Origin of the sequence: Halobacteriovorax sp. RZ-2, from assembly GCF_043196685.1 — a bacterium.
In the GTDB taxonomy this organism is placed as follows: domain Bacteria; phylum Bdellovibrionota; class Bacteriovoracia; order Bacteriovoracales; family Bacteriovoracaceae; genus Halobacteriovorax_A.
In genome coordinates this window covers 596382-616971 of record NZ_JBEBMR010000002.1, presented here as the reverse complement: position 1 = coordinate 616971, position 20590 = coordinate 596382, and the positions used below count along the sequence as shown (strand labels likewise).

At 37.3% G+C, this 20590-nt stretch carries 16 protein-coding genes; 3 read left to right on the top strand and 13 right to left on the bottom strand.

Going from position 1 to position 20590, the window contains the following annotated elements:
* Positions 1–2 precede the first annotated feature (2 nt).
* The 8 genes from ABMA78_RS09010 to ABMA78_RS08975 all read right to left on the bottom strand — a co-directional run bounded on the left by ABMA78_RS09010 (position 3) and on the right by ABMA78_RS08975 (position 10747).
* Entirely contained in the window at positions 3–1478 is a 1476-nt protein-coding gene (locus ABMA78_RS09010; protein ID WP_392859188.1) for a complex I subunit 5 family protein, read from the bottom strand.
* The gene (locus ABMA78_RS09005) at positions 1478–1789 is read right to left on the bottom strand and encodes a sodium:proton antiporter (RefSeq protein ID WP_392859186.1); all 312 of its coding nucleotides are present in this window, start codon (positions 1787–1789) and stop codon (positions 1478–1480) included. The genes ABMA78_RS09010 and ABMA78_RS09005 overlap by 1 nt, the downstream gene beginning before the upstream one ends.
* A complete protein-coding gene (locus ABMA78_RS09000) occupies positions 1790–2215 on the bottom strand; it encodes an MnhB domain-containing protein (protein WP_392859183.1) in 426 nt (141 codons plus the stop codon).
* Complete coding sequence (mbhE, locus tag ABMA78_RS08995; RefSeq protein WP_392859180.1) at positions 2208–4325, bottom strand: hydrogen gas-evolving membrane-bound hydrogenase subunit E; 2118 nt, start codon at positions 4323–4325, stop codon at positions 2208–2210. The genes ABMA78_RS09000 and mbhE overlap by 8 nt, the downstream gene beginning before the upstream one ends.
* A gap of 117 nt (positions 4326–4442) precedes the next feature.
* A complete protein-coding gene (locus ABMA78_RS08990; protein WP_392859178.1) occupies positions 4443–4661 on the bottom strand; it encodes a hypothetical protein in 219 nt (72 codons plus the stop codon).
* Between the two features lie 125 nt (positions 4662–4786).
* Positions 4787–7270, bottom strand: a complete 2484-nt coding sequence (locus tag ABMA78_RS08985) for a cation-translocating P-type ATPase (RefSeq protein WP_392859175.1) — start codon at positions 7268–7270, stop codon at positions 4787–4789.
* Positions 7271–7367: 97 nt separating this feature from the next.
* On the bottom strand, positions 7368–7937 hold the full coding sequence (locus tag ABMA78_RS08980; RefSeq protein WP_392859173.1) for a hypothetical protein: 570 nt from the start codon (positions 7935–7937) through the stop codon (positions 7368–7370).
* A 2-nt stretch (positions 7938–7939) separates the two neighbouring features.
* Positions 7940–10747 carry a G8 domain-containing protein gene (locus ABMA78_RS08975; RefSeq protein ID WP_392859170.1) on the bottom strand — a complete coding sequence of 936 codons (2808 nt, stop codon included), beginning with the start codon at positions 10745–10747 and terminating at the stop codon, positions 7940–7942.
* 205 nt (positions 10748–10952) lie between these two features.
* On the opposite strand from ABMA78_RS08975, the gene thpR reads away from it, so the two are divergent.
* Entirely contained in the window at positions 10953–11477 is a 525-nt protein-coding gene (gene thpR, locus ABMA78_RS08970; RefSeq protein WP_392859168.1) for an RNA 2',3'-cyclic phosphodiesterase, read from the top strand.
* A 15-nt stretch (positions 11478–11492) separates the two neighbouring features.
* Complete coding sequence (locus ABMA78_RS08965) at positions 11493–12005, top strand: M48 family metallopeptidase (protein WP_392859166.1); 513 nt, start codon at positions 11493–11495, stop codon at positions 12003–12005.
* Here ABMA78_RS08965 and ABMA78_RS08960 read toward each other — a convergent pair.
* On the bottom strand, positions 11988–12884 hold the full coding sequence (locus tag ABMA78_RS08960; protein ID WP_392859163.1) for a M14 family metallocarboxypeptidase: 897 nt from the start codon (positions 12882–12884) through the stop codon (positions 11988–11990). The genes ABMA78_RS08965 and ABMA78_RS08960 overlap by 18 nt on opposite strands.
* A 2-nt stretch (positions 12885–12886) precedes the next feature.
* A complete protein-coding gene (locus ABMA78_RS08955) occupies positions 12887–14245 on the bottom strand; it encodes an HD domain-containing phosphohydrolase (RefSeq protein WP_392859161.1) in 1359 nt (452 codons plus the stop codon).
* Positions 14246–14301: 56 nt separating this feature from the next.
* Here ABMA78_RS08955 and ABMA78_RS08950 point away from each other — a divergent pair, with 56 nt between their 5' ends.
* Positions 14302–15666 (top strand): HD domain-containing protein, encoded by a 1365-nt coding sequence (locus ABMA78_RS08950; RefSeq protein WP_392859159.1) that lies wholly within the window; start codon positions 14302–14304, stop codon positions 15664–15666.
* A gap of 44 nt (positions 15667–15710) precedes the next feature.
* Here ABMA78_RS08950 and ABMA78_RS08945 read toward each other — a convergent pair whose 3' ends face one another.
* The 3 genes from ABMA78_RS08945 to ABMA78_RS08935 are packed head-to-tail and all read right to left on the bottom strand — an operon-like array spanning position 15711 to position 20400.
* Positions 15711–18770, bottom strand: coding sequence for an efflux RND transporter permease subunit (locus ABMA78_RS08945; protein ID WP_392859158.1), 3060 nt, complete (start codon positions 18768–18770; stop codon positions 15711–15713).
* Positions 18771–18781: 11 nt separating this feature from the next.
* Complete coding sequence (locus ABMA78_RS08940) at positions 18782–20011, bottom strand: TolC family protein (protein ID WP_392859157.1); 1230 nt, start codon at positions 20009–20011, stop codon at positions 18782–18784.
* Positions 20008–20400, bottom strand: coding sequence for a MarR family winged helix-turn-helix transcriptional regulator (locus tag ABMA78_RS08935; protein ID WP_392859155.1), 393 nt, complete (start codon positions 20398–20400; stop codon positions 20008–20010). Before ABMA78_RS08935 ends, ABMA78_RS08940 begins: the two co-directional genes overlap by 4 nt.
* Positions 20401–20590: the final 190 nt, after the last annotated feature.

The window sequence follows — 20590 nt, the reverse complement described above, 5'->3', positions numbered from 1 at the left end:
CACTAGTACACCAATCCAATCTTTCCCACCTGCTGGGCCAGTTTGAAGATGAGAAGAGGGTTAAAACTAATAATCAGAGTAAAAATACAAAGTAAGATACAAGAGATATATGATCGAATGATTGCGACCTTGGGAAAAGAGACAATAAACTCATGGTACTCTCCCCAAAAGACACCACTCCAAATTTTGACCATACTATATAATGTGAAGAAGCTTCCAATAATCATAGGTATGATGATCCAAATAAGACGACTTTCAGTTGCTATCTTAAAAAGACCTAACTTTGCCCAAAAACCAGAAAATGGTGGTATTCCAATTAGACTTGCAGCAGGGATCATAAATAGTATCGCAATTGTTGGAGAAGTCTTAAGTAGCCCTCCCAATTTTGTTATCTTTTCCGTATATGCAAAGTTTCTAACGAGGCCAGAAACAAAGAAGAGATTTGTTTTAACAATAATGTGATGAAAAATATAAAATAAGGCACAAGCTAGTCCAAACTTCTTTATTGCCATATCAGGATGCAAACAAAAGCTCACACCTATTCCAATAAAACCAACCTGACTAATAATATGGTAACTTAAGATTTCACGTAATTTATTTTGGACGACAGCGAACCATACACCGATGAGAAGAGTCAACATGGCCAATATAAGAATTGTCCAAAACAACTGAAGATCTGGCGGAAAAACCTGTCCAAAAACTCTAATCATTGCATAGAGTCCTAGCTTTGTGAGTAGCCCTGCTAAGACTCCACTAAGGCCTGCGGAAAGCTTTGGGTAGCTTTCTGGTAACCAAAAAAATAGAGGAAAGAACGCTGATTTAATGGCAAAGGCACCAAAGAGCGAGAGCGCAAGAGAGCGAACGAGGCCCGCATCAATAGCATATAATTGAGATAGCCTTTCACTTAAGACTTTAAAGTCTAATGTATTTGTAAATTTATAAATTAGAGCAATTGAAATCAAAAAGATAAGCCCACTGATAAAATTAAGAAGAATATACTTCAGCCCACTCTTTAGTCTTTTTCGAGACGAATCAAGTACGACAAGAACATAGCTACTCATAAGTGTGATTTCAAACCACACAAATAAATTAAATAAGTCGCGAGTAAGAAATGCCCCTGTAAGACCTAAAAAAAGGGTGTTATATAAGAAGTGATAAACACTCTTTTTCTCAACCGTAACTCCTGGGTATGCATAGAGAGCACCGGTAAAATAAATTGCTCCAATAACAAAAATCATGACTCCAGAGAAAAGATCATAGCTTAAAGATATTCCAATGCCACTTTCCCAGTCTCCTGCGACAAATGTGGAAGCTTCAGTGTAAGAGAAGAGACAAATCCCAGAATATATAAAGTATAAGAGCGAAAATAAGTTTGAAAAGAATAGCCCTAACCGATCAGATTCTTTAAACATGAGCGTAAAGGATGCAGAAAGAAGCGGCAAGACGAGAAAGATGATAAAGAAGTATTGATGGATCATTACGCCTTTCCCCCTTGCCTAGAATCATTAATCTTCTTAATTACAGAAATGACAAAACACAGTGTTGCAAAAGAGATAACGATTGCAGTTAGAACAAGCGCCTGAGTTAAGGGATCTGCAAAGTCGGAATCGAAGGTATCTCCTTCTTTGGCGAAGGGGTATCCATGAGCAACGACCTGGCCAATTGAGAAGATGATAAGGTTTGCTCCATTACCCAATGTGATAATGGCAAAGATACTATTGACCCATGTGTTCTTTAACAAGAAAAGAAAACCGATGAATAAAAATATACAACCAACTAGAAATGTCATTTAAACACCATTCTCCTTTGAGAAACTGATAAATTTCACATAGGCCATGGTAGTACTTGATGAGACAATGATAAAAACAATTGAATCAAATACTAAGACAGAGCTAATTTTTCCAGCAATCGGAAAAGGGATACTTGTCCACATAGAACTCAGTCCGGCTTTTCCTAAGGCAATGGGTATTATGAGAACAAGAATAAGAACTAAGATACTCATAGCGATAATAGAAGTGAAATTAGTGTATATCCATTTCCTTAACCTAGAATCCTGATGGGAGATAAAGTGGAGTATCATGGACAATGATAATACTAACCCACCAATAAAGCCTCCTCCTGATAGATCATGTCCTCTTAAAAGTAGTAAGAGAGATAAGATAGCAAGAAGTGGACAGACAACCTTAAAGCTTCCCCGTATTAGTGCCTCATTCACGTTCACCTCTCTTAGAGAAAATTGCTAGTACACCAACAATTGCAATTGCCACGACAAGCACTTCACCAAATGTATCCATGGCCCGATAATCCACAAGAATGACGTTAACAACATTCTCCCCCTTGGCCAAAAGCTTTGAATTCTCAAAAAAGTAGCGACTGGCAGTCATATCAAAATTTAGATTCTTGGCCATGGAAAAAGTAAATATAGAAACTCCATATAAGAAAGCGATTATGAAATTAATTGGTTTAATATTTATTCTCAAATCCCGTCCATCAATGGGAACGGCCTTAATGAGGAAGAATACAAAGAATAAAGAGAGAGTTTCAACCATAAGCTGAGTCATGCTAACATCTGCGGCACTATGATAGCCGAAGAATAAAACCAGGAAGAAACCTGAAAGAACGAAATAGAGAATTGCTTTAAGATTTGATTTACTTAAGTATGCAAAAACCAATCCAGCTAAAATCCCTGATAAACTCAAAAACTTTGACAGTGTGAAGTCAATCTTTGGAGAAACTATATTTGCTATCCCAATATGAGTAGAAAGAGTCAGGAGTGTAAGAAAACCAAGAGTGATGCGTATATAGTGGGCGAAATTACCATTTTGTAACGCCAGATTCATTTTCTTAAATACATCCAAAGTAATAGACAGTCCCCTTTCAAGCATGGGCCATGGACTAAAGTCAGAATATTTCTTTGAAAATTCATCGAGTTTCAAAAAGTGCTTATCCAGAAGAATACTCCCTAAAACACTACCTAAGATTGTAATGATACTTAGAACTAGAACTGTGCCATATGGGTACTCAAGCCCATGCCAAGGTTTAATATGTATATTTTGAGAGCTAAGCCCAACCTCACCGACTGCCTTTTCAGCAATTAAGTTAATCCCTAACACATTTGGGGCCAGAGCAATAGATAATGCGATTAATGAATAGATTAATGGAGAGATAAGAAGTCCCTTATAACCGATTACATAGCTTCTTACTTGTGGCCAAGAGACACGAAGAAGATTGACGGCCTGAATACCCATAAAGAGGTTTCCAAGAAAAAAGGTAGGAACGAGAATCCATAGTAGATAAGATTTTATCGATGTTAAGTAAATATATTCCTTAGCATAAAAGCCCACACTTAGTGGAATCCCTACCATGCTCATTGTACTCAATAGAGCTACAATAAATGGCAATATACCAACACGATCACTATTTAATAATTCATGTCTATCCATTGTTTTTAAAGCTTTTGCAAAATAGCCAACATATTGAAAGAGACTTGCCTTGTAAAAAGCATGTGCAATGACTAATAAGACAAAGCTTATGATTGAATATTCGTTTGCAATCCCAAGTAGAATGGCAAGCATTCCAAGAATACAAATGGTGGAATATGCTAGCATTGTCTTAAAATTACTTTGTAGCAGACACTGGAAGCCACCGTGAAGCACAGTTAAAATACCTGCTCCAATAAAGAGCACCTGCCACAGTGGATCTTGAGCATATAGTGGAAATACCTTAACTCCTAAGATGAGTCCGGCCTTTACCATGGTTGCAGAGTGAAGAAAGCTACTGACGGGAGTCGGGCCGGCCATGGCCAAAGGGAGCCAGTACGAAAATGGGAAGAGTGCCGATTTTGAACTAATTCCTATAAATAGTGTGATCAAAGAAACTTTAAAATACTCATGATTAGAAAAGCCTTCCTTCTCCATTAAGCTGGATAAGTTAAATGACTCAGAAAATGATAGGCCTAAATCAACTCCTATTTGAGAAATTAATAAGATACCAAAGAGAAGAAAAAGCCCACCTCCTACAGTTGTGTACAGGGCCCACTTTGCTTTTTCTCTAACTTTTGAATCCTCATTCTTTAGTCCAATCAAAAAGAAGGATGTGACACTCGTCATTTCCCAAAATAAATATAATAGTAATAGATTTGATGAGTAGATTATTCCAAACATCGAAATTGTGAAAAGAATAAGTGAGATATAGTAGATAATTTTATCTTTCATGCTGAAGCTCTTCATATAGAAGAAACTATAGACAAAGACACCTAACCCAATGATGGCCACAAGTGCACCAAATAGATTATTCACACTTGATAGAGAAAATATACCTTCCATTAGTATCTTCAAAACAATCCTTCGTACAAATTACGAGTTTAATTTTATCTAAGTGTGTGTTGGAAATTTTGAGGCCATACTTAATTAAGTACGACCTCAGAAATGAATCGTTTTTTTCTAAGCGCTTTTCTTAGCTGATAATTGATTTTTCTTTTTCATGGCCACTAAGTGATCAGTAGTAATCTTACTTCTACGATCTTTTGTATCGCTCATATCACCGGCATTAGTATAGTAGTCTCTTTTCGAAGATTTAATTTTTATAAACTTCTCAATCGTAATATATACCCCAATCAATGCGAGGCATGAAATTAGGAAAATGATTTCATTGGCATTCATGCAATGCTCCTTTGTTTACACCTCCAATAACTATACCGGAATTGTAAACAGCAATAATATATATATTGACAATAGATTATATTAATTTACTCAATGATAAACTTAGGTTTTTATTTACTTTCTTGTTATATTGAAGACCTAGATATTTTAAGGCCAATAACAAAACAAAGAACAATTGCACAAACTTTTGCCCAATCCATAAAATGCAAAGGTGTTAAATGAAGTATCTTATCCATTAATGAACTCTGAATGAGGACAATAGTCATGAGTGAAGTGATTACAATGATAAGCTTTGCTGTAATAGTCCTTCCTCTTGTTAAGGCCACAACGATCCCTGCACTCCAAAGAGAAAGAAGTGCCATGGCCTTTGCTCGTCCGTGAGCGACATCTTGGCCCTCAGCGACTGCGCTAATATAGAAGATAACAAGGATGATTGTTAAACCAAGCCCGATGCCCAAGATGATTACTAAATCTCTTCGATTAAAAAAGGATTTTCGAGTCGTGATTTCCTGACGACGAGGGCCCTGCTTAGCATCTTGCTGAAATGCAAATAGAGCTGTTGGATGAATGATAAGTTCGAGCCATACCACGTGGATCGGTAAATAAAGCAGAGGGTAACCTAGTAACGGAATAATTGCGGCCGTAAGAACAAATGGCATATGAATAAGTAAAAGATACTTGAAGCTCATTCTTAGGTTTTCAAAAAGTTGCTTTCCTTCTCGAATTGCATTAACGATCGTACTAAAATTATCGTCTGTGAGGATGATTGAAGAGACTTCCCTTGCACTTCTTGTTCCTCTTAGTCCCATTGCCACTCCAATATCGGCGGCCTTAAGAGCAGGGACATCGTTTACTCCATCACCAGTAACGACAACTAACTCACCAACTCTCTTTAAACTCTCGACGATTCTAAGTTTTTGAATAGGATTACACCTTGCTACAATGTCGACACTCTTAAAAAAATTAGGATTCTTTAATATCCACTCATCTTCGAGCTTTTCTGGTTCAAATTCGGCCGAAACGACAATGGGTTTAGAATCAATCAATCCCACATCTTTTGCAATTGCACCTGCAGTGTCGGGGTGATCACCGGTTATCATAAGCACTTTAATTGCATTATCCTTACAATAATTTATTGCTTCTTTCACTTCTGGTCGCGCTGGATCTTCAAATGCAAGGATTCCATAAAGTGTGAATCCGCCTTCTGGCTCTAAGCAAGATTCCACACCTGCTTGCGACACCAGAGTGGCGCCAACAGCTAACACTTTATGGCCCCCCTTCGCTAGATTCACAACTTCTTTTATCCACTTAAGTTTTTCATTTTGTGAAAGGTCTGACTTTGACAAGACAACCTCAGGCGAGCCCTTAATGGCACAAATTAAATCATTATCGTAAAGAAAGAACCCAGACTCACGCTTTCGATCTTCTGTAAATGGAATAACATTTAATCTCTTAGGGATATTGATCCCTCTAAGTTTTGCTTCACTTATCAGAGCGATATCGACAGGATCACTGCCTTCAGCATTAGATGCCGCTAAGGCCATTAGCAAAATTTGAGTTTGAGAAAAGTTATCTGATGTAACAAAGTGGGCCAACTCGAGCTTACCAATGGTTATGGTACCGGTCTTATCGGTACAGATTTGAGTGACACGACCGATATTTTCAACGGATACGGCCCTTCTAACGAGAGCATGGTGCTTTGCTAATCGGTAAACACCAACACCTAAAAAGAATGAGAACACGACAGGAAACTCTTCAGGCAAAGCGGCCACGGCCAGGACTGCAGCACTTAAGAGTGCATCGAGCCATCCATGTCCTTGATAGAACCTGATTGCAGCAATGGCCAAACATAGAACGACAGAAGCATAGACCAATAAACGTGTGAGTTCTAAAATTGCTGACTGAAGAGGTGTTCTTTCGTGAGAAATCTTAACAACAGACTGAACAATTTCACCATAGGAAGTACTCTTGCCAGTAGATAATACCCTTAAGATTCCCTTGCCTGTTAAGACCCTTGTTCCAGCAAAGCCTAAAACACTTGTCTCTACGAAAGCCTCTCCACTCGTGACAAAGGGGTCAAATTCAATCGAAGATTTTTTTACGGGAAATGCCTCTCCTGTTAAGACTGACTCATCAACCTGTAACGAGTCCACTTCTTCCCAATAACCATCGGCCGGTAAGAAGAGATTCTTACTTGAGAGCACAACGAGGTCTCCCGGAACAATATCAAGAGAGTCAACGATAACCACCTTGCCTTCCCTGAGGAGCGTAACTTTTGAAGAGAGCTGACTTCTAAGCCCAGCAGTTGATGCTTGCGTTCGAAAGTGAAGAAAAGCATCCATGAAGATAAGTGGCAATGTAGCTAGAATTAAAATAAGGGATTCGCTAAATTCCCCAATAAAGTAGAAAACTGCAGAGATGCTGACAAGGAACCAAACCATAGGGTCCTTCAGCGTATCCACAATAAGCTCAAGCCACGGACTGCCTACTCGTTCGACAATTTCATTTGTTCCAAATTTTGAGCGCTGCTTTGTGACTTCCTTCTCACCTAGTCCTGTCGCTCGACCGTCAAGGCCTGCTAAATTACGAAATGAGACCTTTCTTTGCATAAGCTCTTTCACCGTCACTGGAGTTGAGCTTATTCTACTAAAAACGCTAGCAACAAAACCAGTTAAGAAGACTAAAGATTAACTTCTCTTACGTTTTTTATTCGCTAATCATCATTGTTGGATCGCCTTCATCAACTAGTTCTAATTGAGCAAGGTTTTTCATCTGACTTATTTCATCGGAAGATGGTAAGTTATAATTCTCACCGAGGACTTCATACTTATAGTAATACTCACTAAGAATTTCTCGACCACCAAACTCCAACATTAATTTATCTCTATCTTGATAAGACAATTTATAGAAATCTTCCGGTGCCATATTTTTCAAAGATATATATGCCCTTTCTGCATTTGATAACTTGTCTAAAGTATCAATTTCTTGCCCATGACTTTCTTTGATACTTGAAATAATCATTCTAGTATCATTAGCATCCTTTCCCGAAGAGTTCTCTGAGTCATAAATTCTTGACTCAAGCTCATCTATTCTTTCCTCAATATCCACAACTTCTATCTTCCTATCTGAACTTAACTCAAAACTTTGAGCCTCTTCTTTTTCGACAAGCTCTTTACTAGTGCTTTCTGTTACAGACTCTTCGAGCTCTTTAACCTCCGAGTCTAGAAACAGAAACCCCGTAATGGAAAATGCCAATATGATTGCGATTATTTTCATCACTACCTACACGTTATATCCATAGTTCGATAATATGAGTTACTAAGCGGAGCTTTAGCATGCCAAGGGTGCTTAATTGTCGCCTTCATTCTAAGATAAATAGAATCGCCAGATACATAGTACCCATTTCCATTGTAACCTCTTAGGGCCGCTAAACTTTGTAACTTCGTTGCTCCTAGGAGATCACAATTATTTCCACCAACGATTTGGACAACAGCACTTGTGGACTGATTACTTTCAGCTTGGTAGTTAATTTTAAATTGCTTATCAAGAGAAGGAACTGATTCAAAATCAACTTGATAGATATCACTAGTCCCAACAATAGTATTAAATTTATTATTCCAATTACTTGAAGCAATCGATGTTAGAACCTTAGACTGCGCTCCTCTTTTCAAAGTGAAGTAGATTTTATTATTATCTTCAACACCATTTCTTCCTTTAACAGAGCGGAAAGTGAAAAGACCTAAATTATAATTACAAACATACGCATTCCAATCAGTTCTTGCACTACAAGCACTATTATTAAAATTATTATAAGGAACGACTACTGAACCACTTACCCCAGTTAAAGAACCGTCGAGGTCTCTAACCGACATTGAATAGGCGGAATCAATCCAGTTTTGATTATTCGTTTCATAGTAAAATCTCTTCCATGGTGTTGAGGCAAACTTTAGGCCACGAACCTTATTTTCAAATCGATTAGCTCCCCCAATATTGGTAATTGGTATTGGAGTGATATTCCTATTACTATAAGTTTGTTGTGTACTTGGATAATCAAAGAATGTTACGTTATCTAATTCAAAAGGCCCATCATAGACAACGATTCCCGAGACAAATGAGTTACTAGGAAGTACACTAGCAAGTATTCCCTTATCTTTATTTGAATTATTTGCACTTTGCCCAACAATTGCCGAGTTCGTAAAACGCTGCGAGTAAGCTGTAAAGATGGCCCAACGATTATCTGCTAGTACAGCATTATCAAATTGAGCGGCCCTTCCTCTAAAGTAAATCCCACTTTCAGTATTCTTAAAAGCAACGAGATTTTTAAACACTGGGTAATTAGAAGGCCCGTAGTGAGCACTCATAAGCTCCCTGTCTTCAGGATTATTTGGATTATTTCTTAAAGCACCATCTGGTGCCCCATCCCATGTATGACCGACCTTACTTGAGTGGGCCGTATTGTTGTCATACCTTAGGGTATTATTCGTTATTGGTGTTGAACAAAGTCCGTCAGGAGAACAAATTCTATTTTTTTCAAATGCCATCCAAAAACCAGTTCCTTCAGACCCAGCGGCAACGTTATATGCAACAGTATTATCTGGGTTTGAAATCCAATAAGTCGAAGGACTAGGAAATCTTCCCGAAACCCCTCTTACATCTGAAATGAGTAATGCCCTCGATTCAGGAACTTTCTTTGAAACCAGTCCAATATTGTGACTTAGAGTATTCTTTACTTCATTACCATCTTCTAGGAAATAACCATGACCAAAGTGGTTATAACAAACATTTCCAATGACACTTACGTAATTTGTTGCGTGAACGGTAATACATCTTTGATAACTGTCAGTAACAGATGAGTTCTTAATATACTGTCCACTTGCATTTCCTACCATATGCCAATGGAATGGATATCTTGCCATCTCCCCCATTCGTCCAAGCTTAGAAAACTGGACTGAATCAACATATGCCTTAGCGCTTCCCATAACCATGACGTGTCCACCAAGGTATGAAGACGTATGAGAAGTGCCATGAGATGCAATCACGATATTTCGAGTTAGATTTGCAACAGTTGCTCTATTGTCTAGCGTCCAACTTTTCCCGCTGTGACTTAAAGTACGATTAACACCCCAGTGCTTATAATTAAGTCCTCTATTAAGAGAGACAACATTGTTATTAACGGAAACAATTTTAACTCTCTCTGCTTCATTCATATCAAATGAAGTTGAAGAGATAACAATCTCATCATCTTTCTTCCAATTTACATTAGTTGAAAGTGTAATTGTTGTATTACCTGGGTTGGCATGATTAGCGAGCTTAATAATCCCACTATTACGATAAACCCCATGTAAATGTAATTGCCCTTGACCGTGAACTGCGAAGGCCCTCTTTCCCATTGAATGATTGCCACTATTTAATTCAAGGCCATCAGCAAGTTCAATTCTAAGCTTTCCTTGAAATCTCTTACCACTCGTCCCACAAATAAACTTACCATTTACTAAAATTGCTTTAGCGATGATTCGGTAACTTGAAGAATTATCAGGACACCTAAACTCTCCATCAACTTGCAATAAACCTACGTTAATATTGCGATCGAGAGTGGCAGTGATCCCAGATGGAATCGTTAAATTTTGGCCATTTGTTGTAAATAGCTCACTAATCTTTCTATCGGAGACATAGGCAGGAATTCGAAAGTATCCACTTTTTCCAATTTGTAAATTTGGGCCACCAGTCAAAGAGATCCCAAAACCAAAGACAAGCTTTCCTGCATTGGATTTCCATTGATCGTCGCTAAAGGTATGAGCGAAACGATGTTTAGTGAAAGTATTTTGACAAACATTTGAAACCGCTGCTTCACTTGGATTGCTTGCTTTAAAATTTGAAAGAATCTTCTTATTACTTAAAGAGTCACCAGCATAGATATGCACATTAATGGATTGATTAACTGTCTGGTCACAGGCCCACCCACTTACGACTAGTTTATTATTGACGACTTTAACTGCATCAATATGACCTTTAATTTCGGCATAAGCATGATTGAATGTAAGTAATCCAAAACTAATAACAACGAACGTTCTAAATAAATCTTTCATTTAATTCCCTTATAAAAAAACCAGTATGATATGATCCTTGGTATTTTAAACGGGCATCAAATCCGAATTTAACTTTTCTAAAGAAACTTTAACTAAATGAAATAATTCCGAATACTTAATCATGCTAAGATAGCAATATTTGAATGTCGTGATAGACACAAATATGTGCAAATAAAAGTAGGATCTTGCTTATAGGAAATCAATCATGAGAGTTTTTGTCGCCATTGATTTACCCAAAGATGCAAAGGAAAAATTGAAGAATGTGAAGATGGTCCATGCTAAATTTCACCGCTATCCTGCGGCCAATCTCCACTTAACCTTGAAATTCATTGGCGAGGTTTCAGATGAATTATTAGAACAAATCAAAGAGCAGCTTGATACAATTAACTTCTCATCTTTTCCATTGAGCTTCAAGGCCTTGGGCCACTTTCATACTCATCGTCGCGGTACTCCCATATGGATGGGTGTCGAAAATAATGAAGAGCTAATGAAGCTACAGGCTAAGGTAGAAGAGGTTCTCCAAGACCTAGAACTAAAAATGGATAAGATGAAATTCACCCCTCACCTCACTTTGGGTAGAATGGAGCGAGGAACTAGTGAGGATGAAGTAGAAGAGTTTATTCAAACACTTCACATACCTGAATTTAGTATTGAAACTAAAGAGTTTATCTTATTTCATAGTCATTCAACCAAAAATGGTGTTGAATACCTTCCATTAGAAACTTTCTAACTAATCGGAGTGGGTATGCCTATTGAAAAGTACTTTCGACATTATCCGGAACATTTGAAACAGCAAATCCAGGATTTGATTGCCAGTGGTAATCTTAGGTCATACCTCTTAAATAAGTACCCACATCCGCATGAAATCAACTCCGACAAATTACTCTACAAGTATGCAAATGAGCTTAAGGACAAGTACATGCGTAATGTCCCTCAATTGAGCAAGGTCATCTACGAAAAGCAAAAAGACCTCGTTAACGATGCTCTTGGAACCCACACTTATATTAGTCGAAATCATGGTGGTAAGCTAAAGAAGAAGCACGAGATGAGAATCTCACGCACTCTAAAAAATGCTCCTCGTGAGATGCTTGAAATGCTTGTTGTTCACGAACTGGCCCACTTTAAGGAAAAGGACCATAACAAGGCCTTCTATAAACTTTGCGAGTATATGCAGCCTAATTATCATCAAGTTGAGTTCGACCTGCGCCTTTATCTTGTTCTGTTAGATCAGGGGATGACTCTATATTCTAGAGATTAAATAATCAAGCCCACCAACAATAGCTGCGACCTGTGCATTTACACAATCCTCGTCGGTAACCTTTGGACTATCGGGATAGACTTCAGTCGTTGTACAAAACTTTGCATTGGAAAAAGATGCACAGAGATGAAGTTTCTTTAGGGCATAATTGATAACCCCCTCTTGTTCAACAGCAGATCCTATAATCTTGCCACTTTCATCAGCAGGAGCAATATGTGTGACCTTGCGAACTGAATCAATGATCGCCTTTTGAAACTCAGGAGTAGGATTATCACTATCATCAACAAGATAGAATCCATCAGGGATATCCCAAACATCTTGAGGAATTCCATCCCTCTTCTCTAGGGCCGGCCTAAAGATAGTATTGTCAGTATCTGTCGTCTCATGAAGATCAAAATGGGCAAAGATCTCAACACCTAAATCAGAAATGGCCTTCATAACGAGGTTACACTCTGGTGCTGGCCCATTTACATAGAAGGAGCGATTTGGATCAACTGTCTTTGGGTTCCAACGATTGATGGTCTCATACCCCCAGGGGCTGATACATGGAGTAACGATGAAGTTAAATGAATCAATATAATTTAAAGCTTCTCTTTCTAGAAAACCAAGGGCACCGTGAACTCCACTAGTTTCATAACCATGGACACCACCAGTAATCAGAACCGTTCTTTTATCTGGTGAAGAGTTCTTACTTTTAATGATAAAAAGTGGATACTTTTCTTCATCATATGGAAGAGCGCCATATTGTAAAATTTCAAAATGCTCTTCTAACTTTTTGATCTTTGAAACGACTTCTTCAAGATACGATCTCTTGATCGTTTGTTCTTTGAACCACTTTTCTTTTTCGCTTTCGCCCCAGGGGATTAGTTTAGTTGTCATTCTTAGGCCAATTTCTTAGTTAACATTTTAAAAGGCTCTTTAAATGGTACATACGCATATTTTTCTTCTAAAACTTCTGCAGCTTTTCTCAGTACCGACCTCTTTAGGCCTCTTTGTATTATATAAGAAGCAAAGTCATTGGAAAGGATAAAAATGGCAGAGATTAAAGTTATCTTTTTCCCTCGTAACCCTACAGGAAAGCCACTACCATCAGGTTGTTCATGATGCTGGTGAAGAATGAAGTCAACTTCAGGATACTTTGTAAAAAGGCTCGCGAGCTCCCCTTCTCTAACAGGATGAATCTTAAACTCTTCTTGTTCCTCTTCGGAGAACATTCTTAGGTTTGGATCCTTCACTGAATTGATTTTACATAAATCATCGTTTTCTAAAGTCGAGTCACATAGGATAGCACTTAGAATGATTTTTGATCTTGTCCCACTTGCCTTATAGTTTATGGACTCAAGAATACTACAGCCAAATAGCGATGTGAGAAGACTCTTTTCTGCCACATCTCCTGCAGTGAAAGGGAATTTACTTAATAGTGTCAATAGATCTGGTTCTTTTTCAATGACCAGTTCACATTTTTCAATCACCTTATCAACAAGAGATAAGACAGCATCTCCAGTACCAATCCATCTTAAATACGAATGGATAATTCCAACAGATCTTATTAAATTTTCAAGTAAGACCTTTGTGTCTTTATGTTTATCCAAAGTTATATACATCTCAGTAATAGCGTCTTCCAAGATTTGTAATTGATCACTTTTATAAAGGCATACAAATTTTACTTTTCTTTTAACAAAGCTTTGAATCAAGGCCTCTGTGATGACTGCATTCTTCTTAATTACTTTCATAAATTTATGTGAAGTAAATTTAATATAAGCATCAGCAGGTATTGATTTAAATAAGTATAGGCTTCGAAGTTTTAAAGGAGCAAACTCAGACTCATCAATCTCAATAACGGCAGCATTCTCTTCAATCCTCTTATATTTGAGAATAATATCCATAAAGACATTATCTAGCGCTTCCTCATTAAAAGGATACTCAAGATGATGAGCAAGATGCATCAGTTCATCATCTAATTGAGATTCGATATTGCCAGCATATAAAGACGAATTTCCAAAGAAAACAAAGTCCATATCATCAACAAGTTCACTGTAAGTCGTCATTAAGTCCATTGCTGAAATATTCTTATTTTCAACATCAATTAGGCCAATTTGAAAAGGCCCTTTACTTAATACTTGATCAATAGCCTCTTCTTTAGAGTTAACCTTTACTAGTTCTACATCCTTAGGCAGATTACTTCTTAGATAATTGTCTTTATTGATATCTTCATCAGTAATATACAATGCTCTTATCATTTCTGCTCTCCTAACAACTTTAGCTTAATTAAATTAAATAATAGTATATAATACATGTGAATAAATACGATGGGAATTATATGCGATCTAGAGTTTTGATTATTTCAGATGAAAATATCTTAAGTTCAGTATATGCTGCAAACTTAAGTGCATACGTTGGTTTGAAAGTAGTCGTTGCAAAAAACAAAAGTGAGATTCAAAATCTCCTTGCAAGAAAGAATTATATTGACCTCATCGTCAGTGCAAACTACCTCGATAAATTCCCTCAAATTTCTGATGAAATCTTAGAAATGATCCCCTCTGTTAAGTTAAAGTCCAATATCATTATGTTTAACAATCAAGTAGATAAGGACTCGGCTTCTACAATTCCTCCATCCGTAGTCTATATTCCGAACAGATACGATATTAAATCCATTGTCAGAGCTGCCGCAAAACTTATGAGTGTTACGGCCAAGGATATGGTTGCCTTAGATGTAGGAGAATTTTATCCACTCCCAATCGAACTTCTAAAGCTCACAGACCAAGCCTATAGTGATATTTATCTACGCAAGAACGACGAATATGAATTAACATTTTCAAAAGATGAAAAAATAAGTGATAAAGATATTCAATCAGAGGATGATCAGGTCTACGTTAAGCCTGAAAAAAGACTCCAATGTATCAATCACTTAACCATGGAGTTAATTTTACACCTAAAAAAGACTGCAACACCTGAAGAAAAATTAAAGGCTGTTGAAGTTTCTTTAGAATCACTCGCCTCGGTTTTATTGAGTGATCAAGCTAATCTAGAAGAAGTTACAAAAGTAAGTCTTACTTGTGTAAAAATCATCAAAGAAGTTATTGAAGAATCTAGCGAGCTCGAGAAACTCTTGGCCTATCTTCTTGCTAATAAATCTTCGTACTTATACACCCATTCTATTTTAGCTACATATGTAAGTCAGTTTATCCTAAAACAAGTTTCTTGGGGTAACTCTGCACAAGAAGAAAAACTGGCATGCGCCTTCTTCTTTCATGACATCTTTCTGGCACCTGTCTATGAAGAACATCCAGATGCTTTTGAAGTTGAAGACCTTGCATACAAACTTGATGTTAGTGAGAAGAATCTCAACTATATTCTCATGCATGCCAAGCTAGCTGCGGAGCAAGTTGCAAAGCTTACGAAACTCCCTAATGGTGTCGATCAAATAATTTTACAACACCACGGGACTCGAAATGGAGAAGGCTTCGCCATGGATCCAGGCGACGACATCTCCCCTCTCTCAAAAGTCATGATGATCTCAGAGTCTTTTGTAAACTTTTTCTTCGAAACAAAGGATAAGGGGCAAAATTTTTCAAGTGAACAACTCATTACCTTTTTAAATGGTCAGTACACAAGCAAGAGTTATCAAAAGATTATTAATGTCTTAAAAGACCTAAAGTAAGCATAACACACCACAGGATCGTTACTGCGATCCTGTGGCATCTCTTAATCAAGTTCTTCTAAAATTTTTCTTCTTGGCCTTGCTATCAAAGAATAGAAACAAGGAACAACAACAAGTGTAAAAATAGTTGAGAGAAAAACCCCTCCTATAATAACTAAGGCCATTGGCCTTCTTGTTTCTGAACCAGCTCCTACAATTACCGCTGCAGGTACAGCAGATGCAAGAGTTGTAAAAGTAGTCATAATGATAGGCCTAAAGCGTGTTTCACATGCCTCTAAGATTGCATTCTTTAACTCTTTACCTTCATCTCTTAGTTGATTTGAAAATTCAACGATAAGAATAGAAGTTTTCTTAACAATCCCCATTGTGAGTAAGATACCAATCATCGAGTAGATATTCAGAGTACTTCCTGACAACCATAGTGCGATGAATGAACCGGCTAACCCAAATGGTATTGCCAGAAAGACAGTTAGTGGATCTGAAAAAGAATTAAACTGACTGGCCAGAACCATATAAGCAATAACAAGTCCTAAAACCATGATCATTAAAACACTAAAGAGTGATTCATTTAGATCTTTTGAAAACTTTAAGTAGTAACCCTTTGGTAATACTTTCGCACCAAGTTCTTTGATATAATCAATCGCCCTACTTTGAGCAACACCAGTTTTTAAATTGGCATCAACTCGAATCCCTCTTGCCCTATTTTCACGGTAAATAGACTGTGGCCCAAATGCATCTTCGATCTTTACAACATCATTTAGAGTTACAAATTCTCCGCGATTATTTTGAAGTAGTAGTGACGAGATATTCTCGCGTGTACGATCTTCCTCAGCTAATTGAACAAATACATCGTAACGTCTACCACGCTCCGTATACTTTGTTGCGGCCGAACCAGCAACTCCAACATTAAGAGCAGTTGCAATAGTATTAACTTCAACACCACGTTGTTGTGCTTTAATTCGATCAGGAATAATGTGAACTTCAGGAAGCTGTCCGATATCATCGGAACGAATTCCAACCATTAGATCAGATTCTTTCATCCCCTTTTCTAGTTGTTCATATAATTGTGCTTGAATAGCGGCATCTGGCCCCGTAATTGTAAACTCAATCGGACTTCCTCTTCGGCCACCAATGGCAGATCCCATACGATCTCTAATAATAATCTTTAGACCTTTAACAACAGATAATTCTTTTCTCAACTGGGCTGCAACTTCAAATTGAGTGAGCTTTCTGTGATCGCGGTCTTTAAGAATTAAAACACCAAAACCACGGTTTCCAGAAGTAGCACCTCGTCCACCTCCAACTGCAACAATCATTCTTTGAATATTTTCATTTTTAGAGACGATTGCTTCATACTCTTTAACTTTCTCATTTGTGTAATCTAAGCTCTTTCCATCTGGAGCGATGAAAATTACAAACATGAAGCTACGATCAGACTCAGGTGCAAATTCCTTATCGATATGATTAAGAGATAAGAAAGCGACAAAAATCAGTGCTGTCGATACAAGAAGAACTTTAATTCTATGACCAAGTGCGAACTTAAGAATTCCCATGTAAACTTTATTTCCAAACTCTACCGCCCTATCAACCCAAACGTGAACAAAGATTCCTTTTGAAGCAACATTTAAGAATTGTGAACATCTCATTGGTGCTAGAGTCAGGGCCTCTAGAGAAGATAGAGATACAGCAATACAGATTGTTAAAGCAAACTCTTTAAAGAACCTTCCTTCGATTCCAGGCATTAGTGTAATAGGTGCAAAGATTGCAACAAGAACAGCAGTCGTGGCAAGAACAGCAAATGCAATCTCACGACTTCCTTTAAAAGCTGCCTGTACCTTATCATGTCCTTTCTTGGCGTAGCGAACAATATTTTCCAACATAACAATAGCATCATCAACAACAATACCGATTGCTAAGGTTAATCCAAGAAGAGAGAATGTATTTAATGAGAATCCCATTAAGTACATAAAAGAAAACGTTCCAATAATGGCAGTAGGAATGGCCAGAAGAATATTTATTGTTGCCGACATTGAGTTCAAAAACAGCCAACATACTAAAGAAGTTAAAATTACTGATAGAACAAGGTTTTGAAGAAGTTCATCAATTGATAACCTAATAAAAGAAGTTCTATCGAAGTTTACAGAAAGATTTGTTCCCTCAGGCAAGTTCTTAGAAATCTCTTCAACTCTCGCTTTAACTCTATCCGCAACATCAACTGCATTAACACCTCTTTGTTTGTAAATTGGCATCGATAGCGATGGCTTTTGATTAACACGTGAGATACGTGTACGATTTTCAACACCAGCGTAAATATTTGCAACTTCAGAAAGTCTTATCGGTACGTAATTAGCTTGGCCACCACGTCGATTGATAATCATATTCTTGAAGTCTTCAACTGTTCGTCCTTCACCCAAAACCCTTAAACTCTTCTCATTTGAAACCGTCTCAAACTTACCAGCAGGTAGCTCAACACTTTCTCGTTGGAGTGTCAGAACAATATCAGAGAGAGTTAATTGAAACGCTTCTAGCTTATCAGCAATAACATCAATTCTCATCATAGGCTCTCTCGCACCAAAAGCACGAACTTCAGAGACACCCTCGATTGTGGTCAGTTGATCAATAACACCATCTTTAAACAAAATATTTAGTTCTCTTTCAGTTAAAGTATCTGAAACAAGAGCTAAATAGAGAATTGGATCATCAGCTGCGTTGGATTTTGTAACTGTTGGAGTTTCGACATCGTCAGGAAGCTGTCTTTGAGCACGTCCTAGAAGAGTTTGAACTTCCTGAAGTGCGAAATCAATATCTTTATCAAGTGTAAACTCTAAATCAATTCGCCCTTGCCCACGTCCAGCAGTAGATGTCATATCTTTAATCCCTTGCATTGAAACAAGAATAGACTCGGCCGGCTCTAATACGTCTTTTTCCACAACTTCTGGGGTTGCCCCTTCATATTGGTAGGCGATTGAAATTGATGGGTAATCAACATCTGGGTTTTCATTAATTCCCAATTCTCTAAATCCTAAGATTCCAAAGAGAATGAGAGAGAACATTAACATCCATGCAAATACAGGATTTCTTATCGATAATGATGATAAACTCATATATAACCTTCTTAAATTTTAGGGATATTACCTAAGTAAGCATTCGCTTGATAATATAAAGACTTAACTTCAAGAGACGATCTAATCGCTAGCTTCTCAAGATCGATGACATCATCTAGTGACCTAATAACTTCAATCTGTGTAACAAGGCCTTTATTTAGATCTTTCAACTGCTCTTGATACGAAGCACGACTTCGAAACAATGCTTTTCTAAGTGTTTTTAACTCATTTTTCTTATATTCAAAATTTTGAACAAATGCATTCCAACGATTTTTCGTATTACGTCTACTGAAATCAATTTGGGCCTTGTTGATTTGTGAAGCGATTCTCTTACTTACAACTCGAGATTTTCTTTCACCAAAATCTAATAAATTTAAGGAAACATTGAGACTTACACCCCAATCACGCTCTCCAATCTCGTTCTTATCAATATTGTAATTGGCCCTAAGATCAACCTGGGGATAATATGCGGCCTTTTCGATCTTTGCTTCTGCAATAGAAGCTTCATAATCATACTTCAAACTTTTTAGTTCAGGTGTGTTCTCAAGGTCGACATTTAATGAAAGCGTTAGCTTTAATGGATCGACACTATCTTTCACTTCAGCAATATTGTCGAGTCCAGAAAAATTCATAAGGTCAGTCATCGAAGTCTTTACCTGTGCCTTACTTTGTACAAGTCCTGCTTCGAGGCGGTGTAATTGGGACTCTAGAGCAAATAAATCGGCCTTGCGATCTCGTCCAATTTTTGTTCTACCTCTAACAATACTAACCCTCTTTCTAAGGTTCTCTAATAACGCATCGACTCTTTCTTTTTCTTCAATAGCGGAAGACATTTGAAAGAAAAGCGATGTGAATTGAGAGTAGTACTCTGCAAGACTTCTATTAGTAAGAGCTTTAGCTTGCTTTGGTACAATTTTATTATAGTCATACAGAGCAAACTCAGCTCCACCTTGAAATAGTTTCTGATTTAGAGAAAGGAAAACTTCTGAATCAACTTCATTATTACGAGTTGTAACATTGCGATACTCTTCACTATAGGTGTTAGTATTTACAATATCAACTGACGGATAAAGCGTTGACTCTACAGTTGCAAGGTCTGAAATAGTCTTCTTCTCTGTAAGATCAAATACTTCAACTTGTTTTGACTTTTTTAAAGATTTTAAATAAAGATCCTCAACTGAAGCGCTACTTAAGCAAGGAACAAGTGTAAAAAACAATAATCCAATTTTATAAAACTTCAAGAATTAGTCTCCTGTATATTTTTAACAAAACTTTCAATTACCAGCAGTGCATCTGATACTCTTTTAACCTCAGATGAATCAATTTCATCTAGGTTTTCTAAAAAGCGACAGCTGGCAGCACTTCTGACTTTTTCAAACTTCTTTTTGCCTTTTGATGTAATTTTTAGATTCGTGATTCTTCGATCTGTTTTACAAGTCTCTCGAGATATATATTTATCATTGACCAAGGTATCCACTAATTTTGAAATGGCAGCACAAGATACACACATGATTTCAGCTAGGTCACTTACTGAACATGTGCCATTATCAACCCTTGCAAGGATTCGATATTTTGGAAAGCTAAGCTCTGACTCACTTGCACTTTTAATATAAGATCTAATAATGCTCATGGATGATGGGATGACTTCGATAAATTTACGAGATAATGAATCTTTAATAATGCGTAACCTTGTTAATATTTAACTTTGTTAAGTATTTTACAAAGATATCTTAAGATTTCAAATATAATTCATTAGAAAGATTTTAGCTTATTTAACCCAGTTAACTAAAGAACCATGCCACCAACAATTGCGGCTACTT

Excerpts from the sequence above, each read along its gene's own strand:
- ABMA78_RS09010 (WP_392859188.1), bottom strand. The coding sequence starts at position 1,478 with ATGATCCATCAATACTTCTTTATCATCTTTCTCGTCTTGCCGCTTCTT.
- ABMA78_RS09005 (WP_392859186.1), bottom strand. The coding sequence starts at position 1,789 with ATGACATTTCTAGTTGGTTGTATATTTTTATTCATCGGTTTTCTTTTC.
- mbhE (WP_392859180.1), bottom strand. The coding sequence starts at position 4,325 with ATGGAAGGTATATTTTCTCTATCAAGTGTGAATAATCTATTTGGTGCA.
- ABMA78_RS08990 (WP_392859178.1), bottom strand. The coding sequence starts at position 4,661 with ATGAATGCCAATGAAATCATTTTCCTAATTTCATGCCTCGCATTGATT.
- ABMA78_RS08985 (WP_392859175.1), bottom strand. The coding sequence starts at position 7,270 with ATGCAAAGAAAGGTCTCATTTCGTAATTTAGCAGGCCTTGACGGTCGA.
- ABMA78_RS08980 (WP_392859173.1), bottom strand. The coding sequence starts at position 7,937 with ATGAAAATAATCGCAATCATATTGGCATTTTCCATTACGGGGTTTCTG.
- ABMA78_RS08975 (WP_392859170.1), bottom strand. The coding sequence starts at position 10,747 with ATGAAAGATTTATTTAGAACGTTCGTTGTTATTAGTTTTGGATTACTT.
- thpR (WP_392859168.1), top strand. The coding sequence starts at position 10,953 with ATGAGAGTTTTTGTCGCCATTGATTTACCCAAAGATGCAAAGGAAAAA.
- ABMA78_RS08965 (WP_392859166.1), top strand. The coding sequence starts at position 11,493 with ATGCCTATTGAAAAGTACTTTCGACATTATCCGGAACATTTGAAACAG.
- ABMA78_RS08960 (WP_392859163.1), bottom strand. The coding sequence starts at position 12,884 with ATGACAACTAAACTAATCCCCTGGGGCGAAAGCGAAAAAGAAAAGTGG.
- ABMA78_RS08955 (WP_392859161.1), bottom strand. The coding sequence starts at position 14,245 with ATGATAAGAGCATTGTATATTACTGATGAAGATATCAATAAAGACAAT.
- ABMA78_RS08945 (WP_392859158.1), bottom strand. The coding sequence starts at position 18,770 with ATGAGTTTATCATCATTATCGATAAGAAATCCTGTATTTGCATGGATG.
- ABMA78_RS08935 (WP_392859155.1), bottom strand. The coding sequence starts at position 20,400 with ATGAGCATTATTAGATCTTATATTAAAAGTGCAAGTGAGTCAGAGCTT.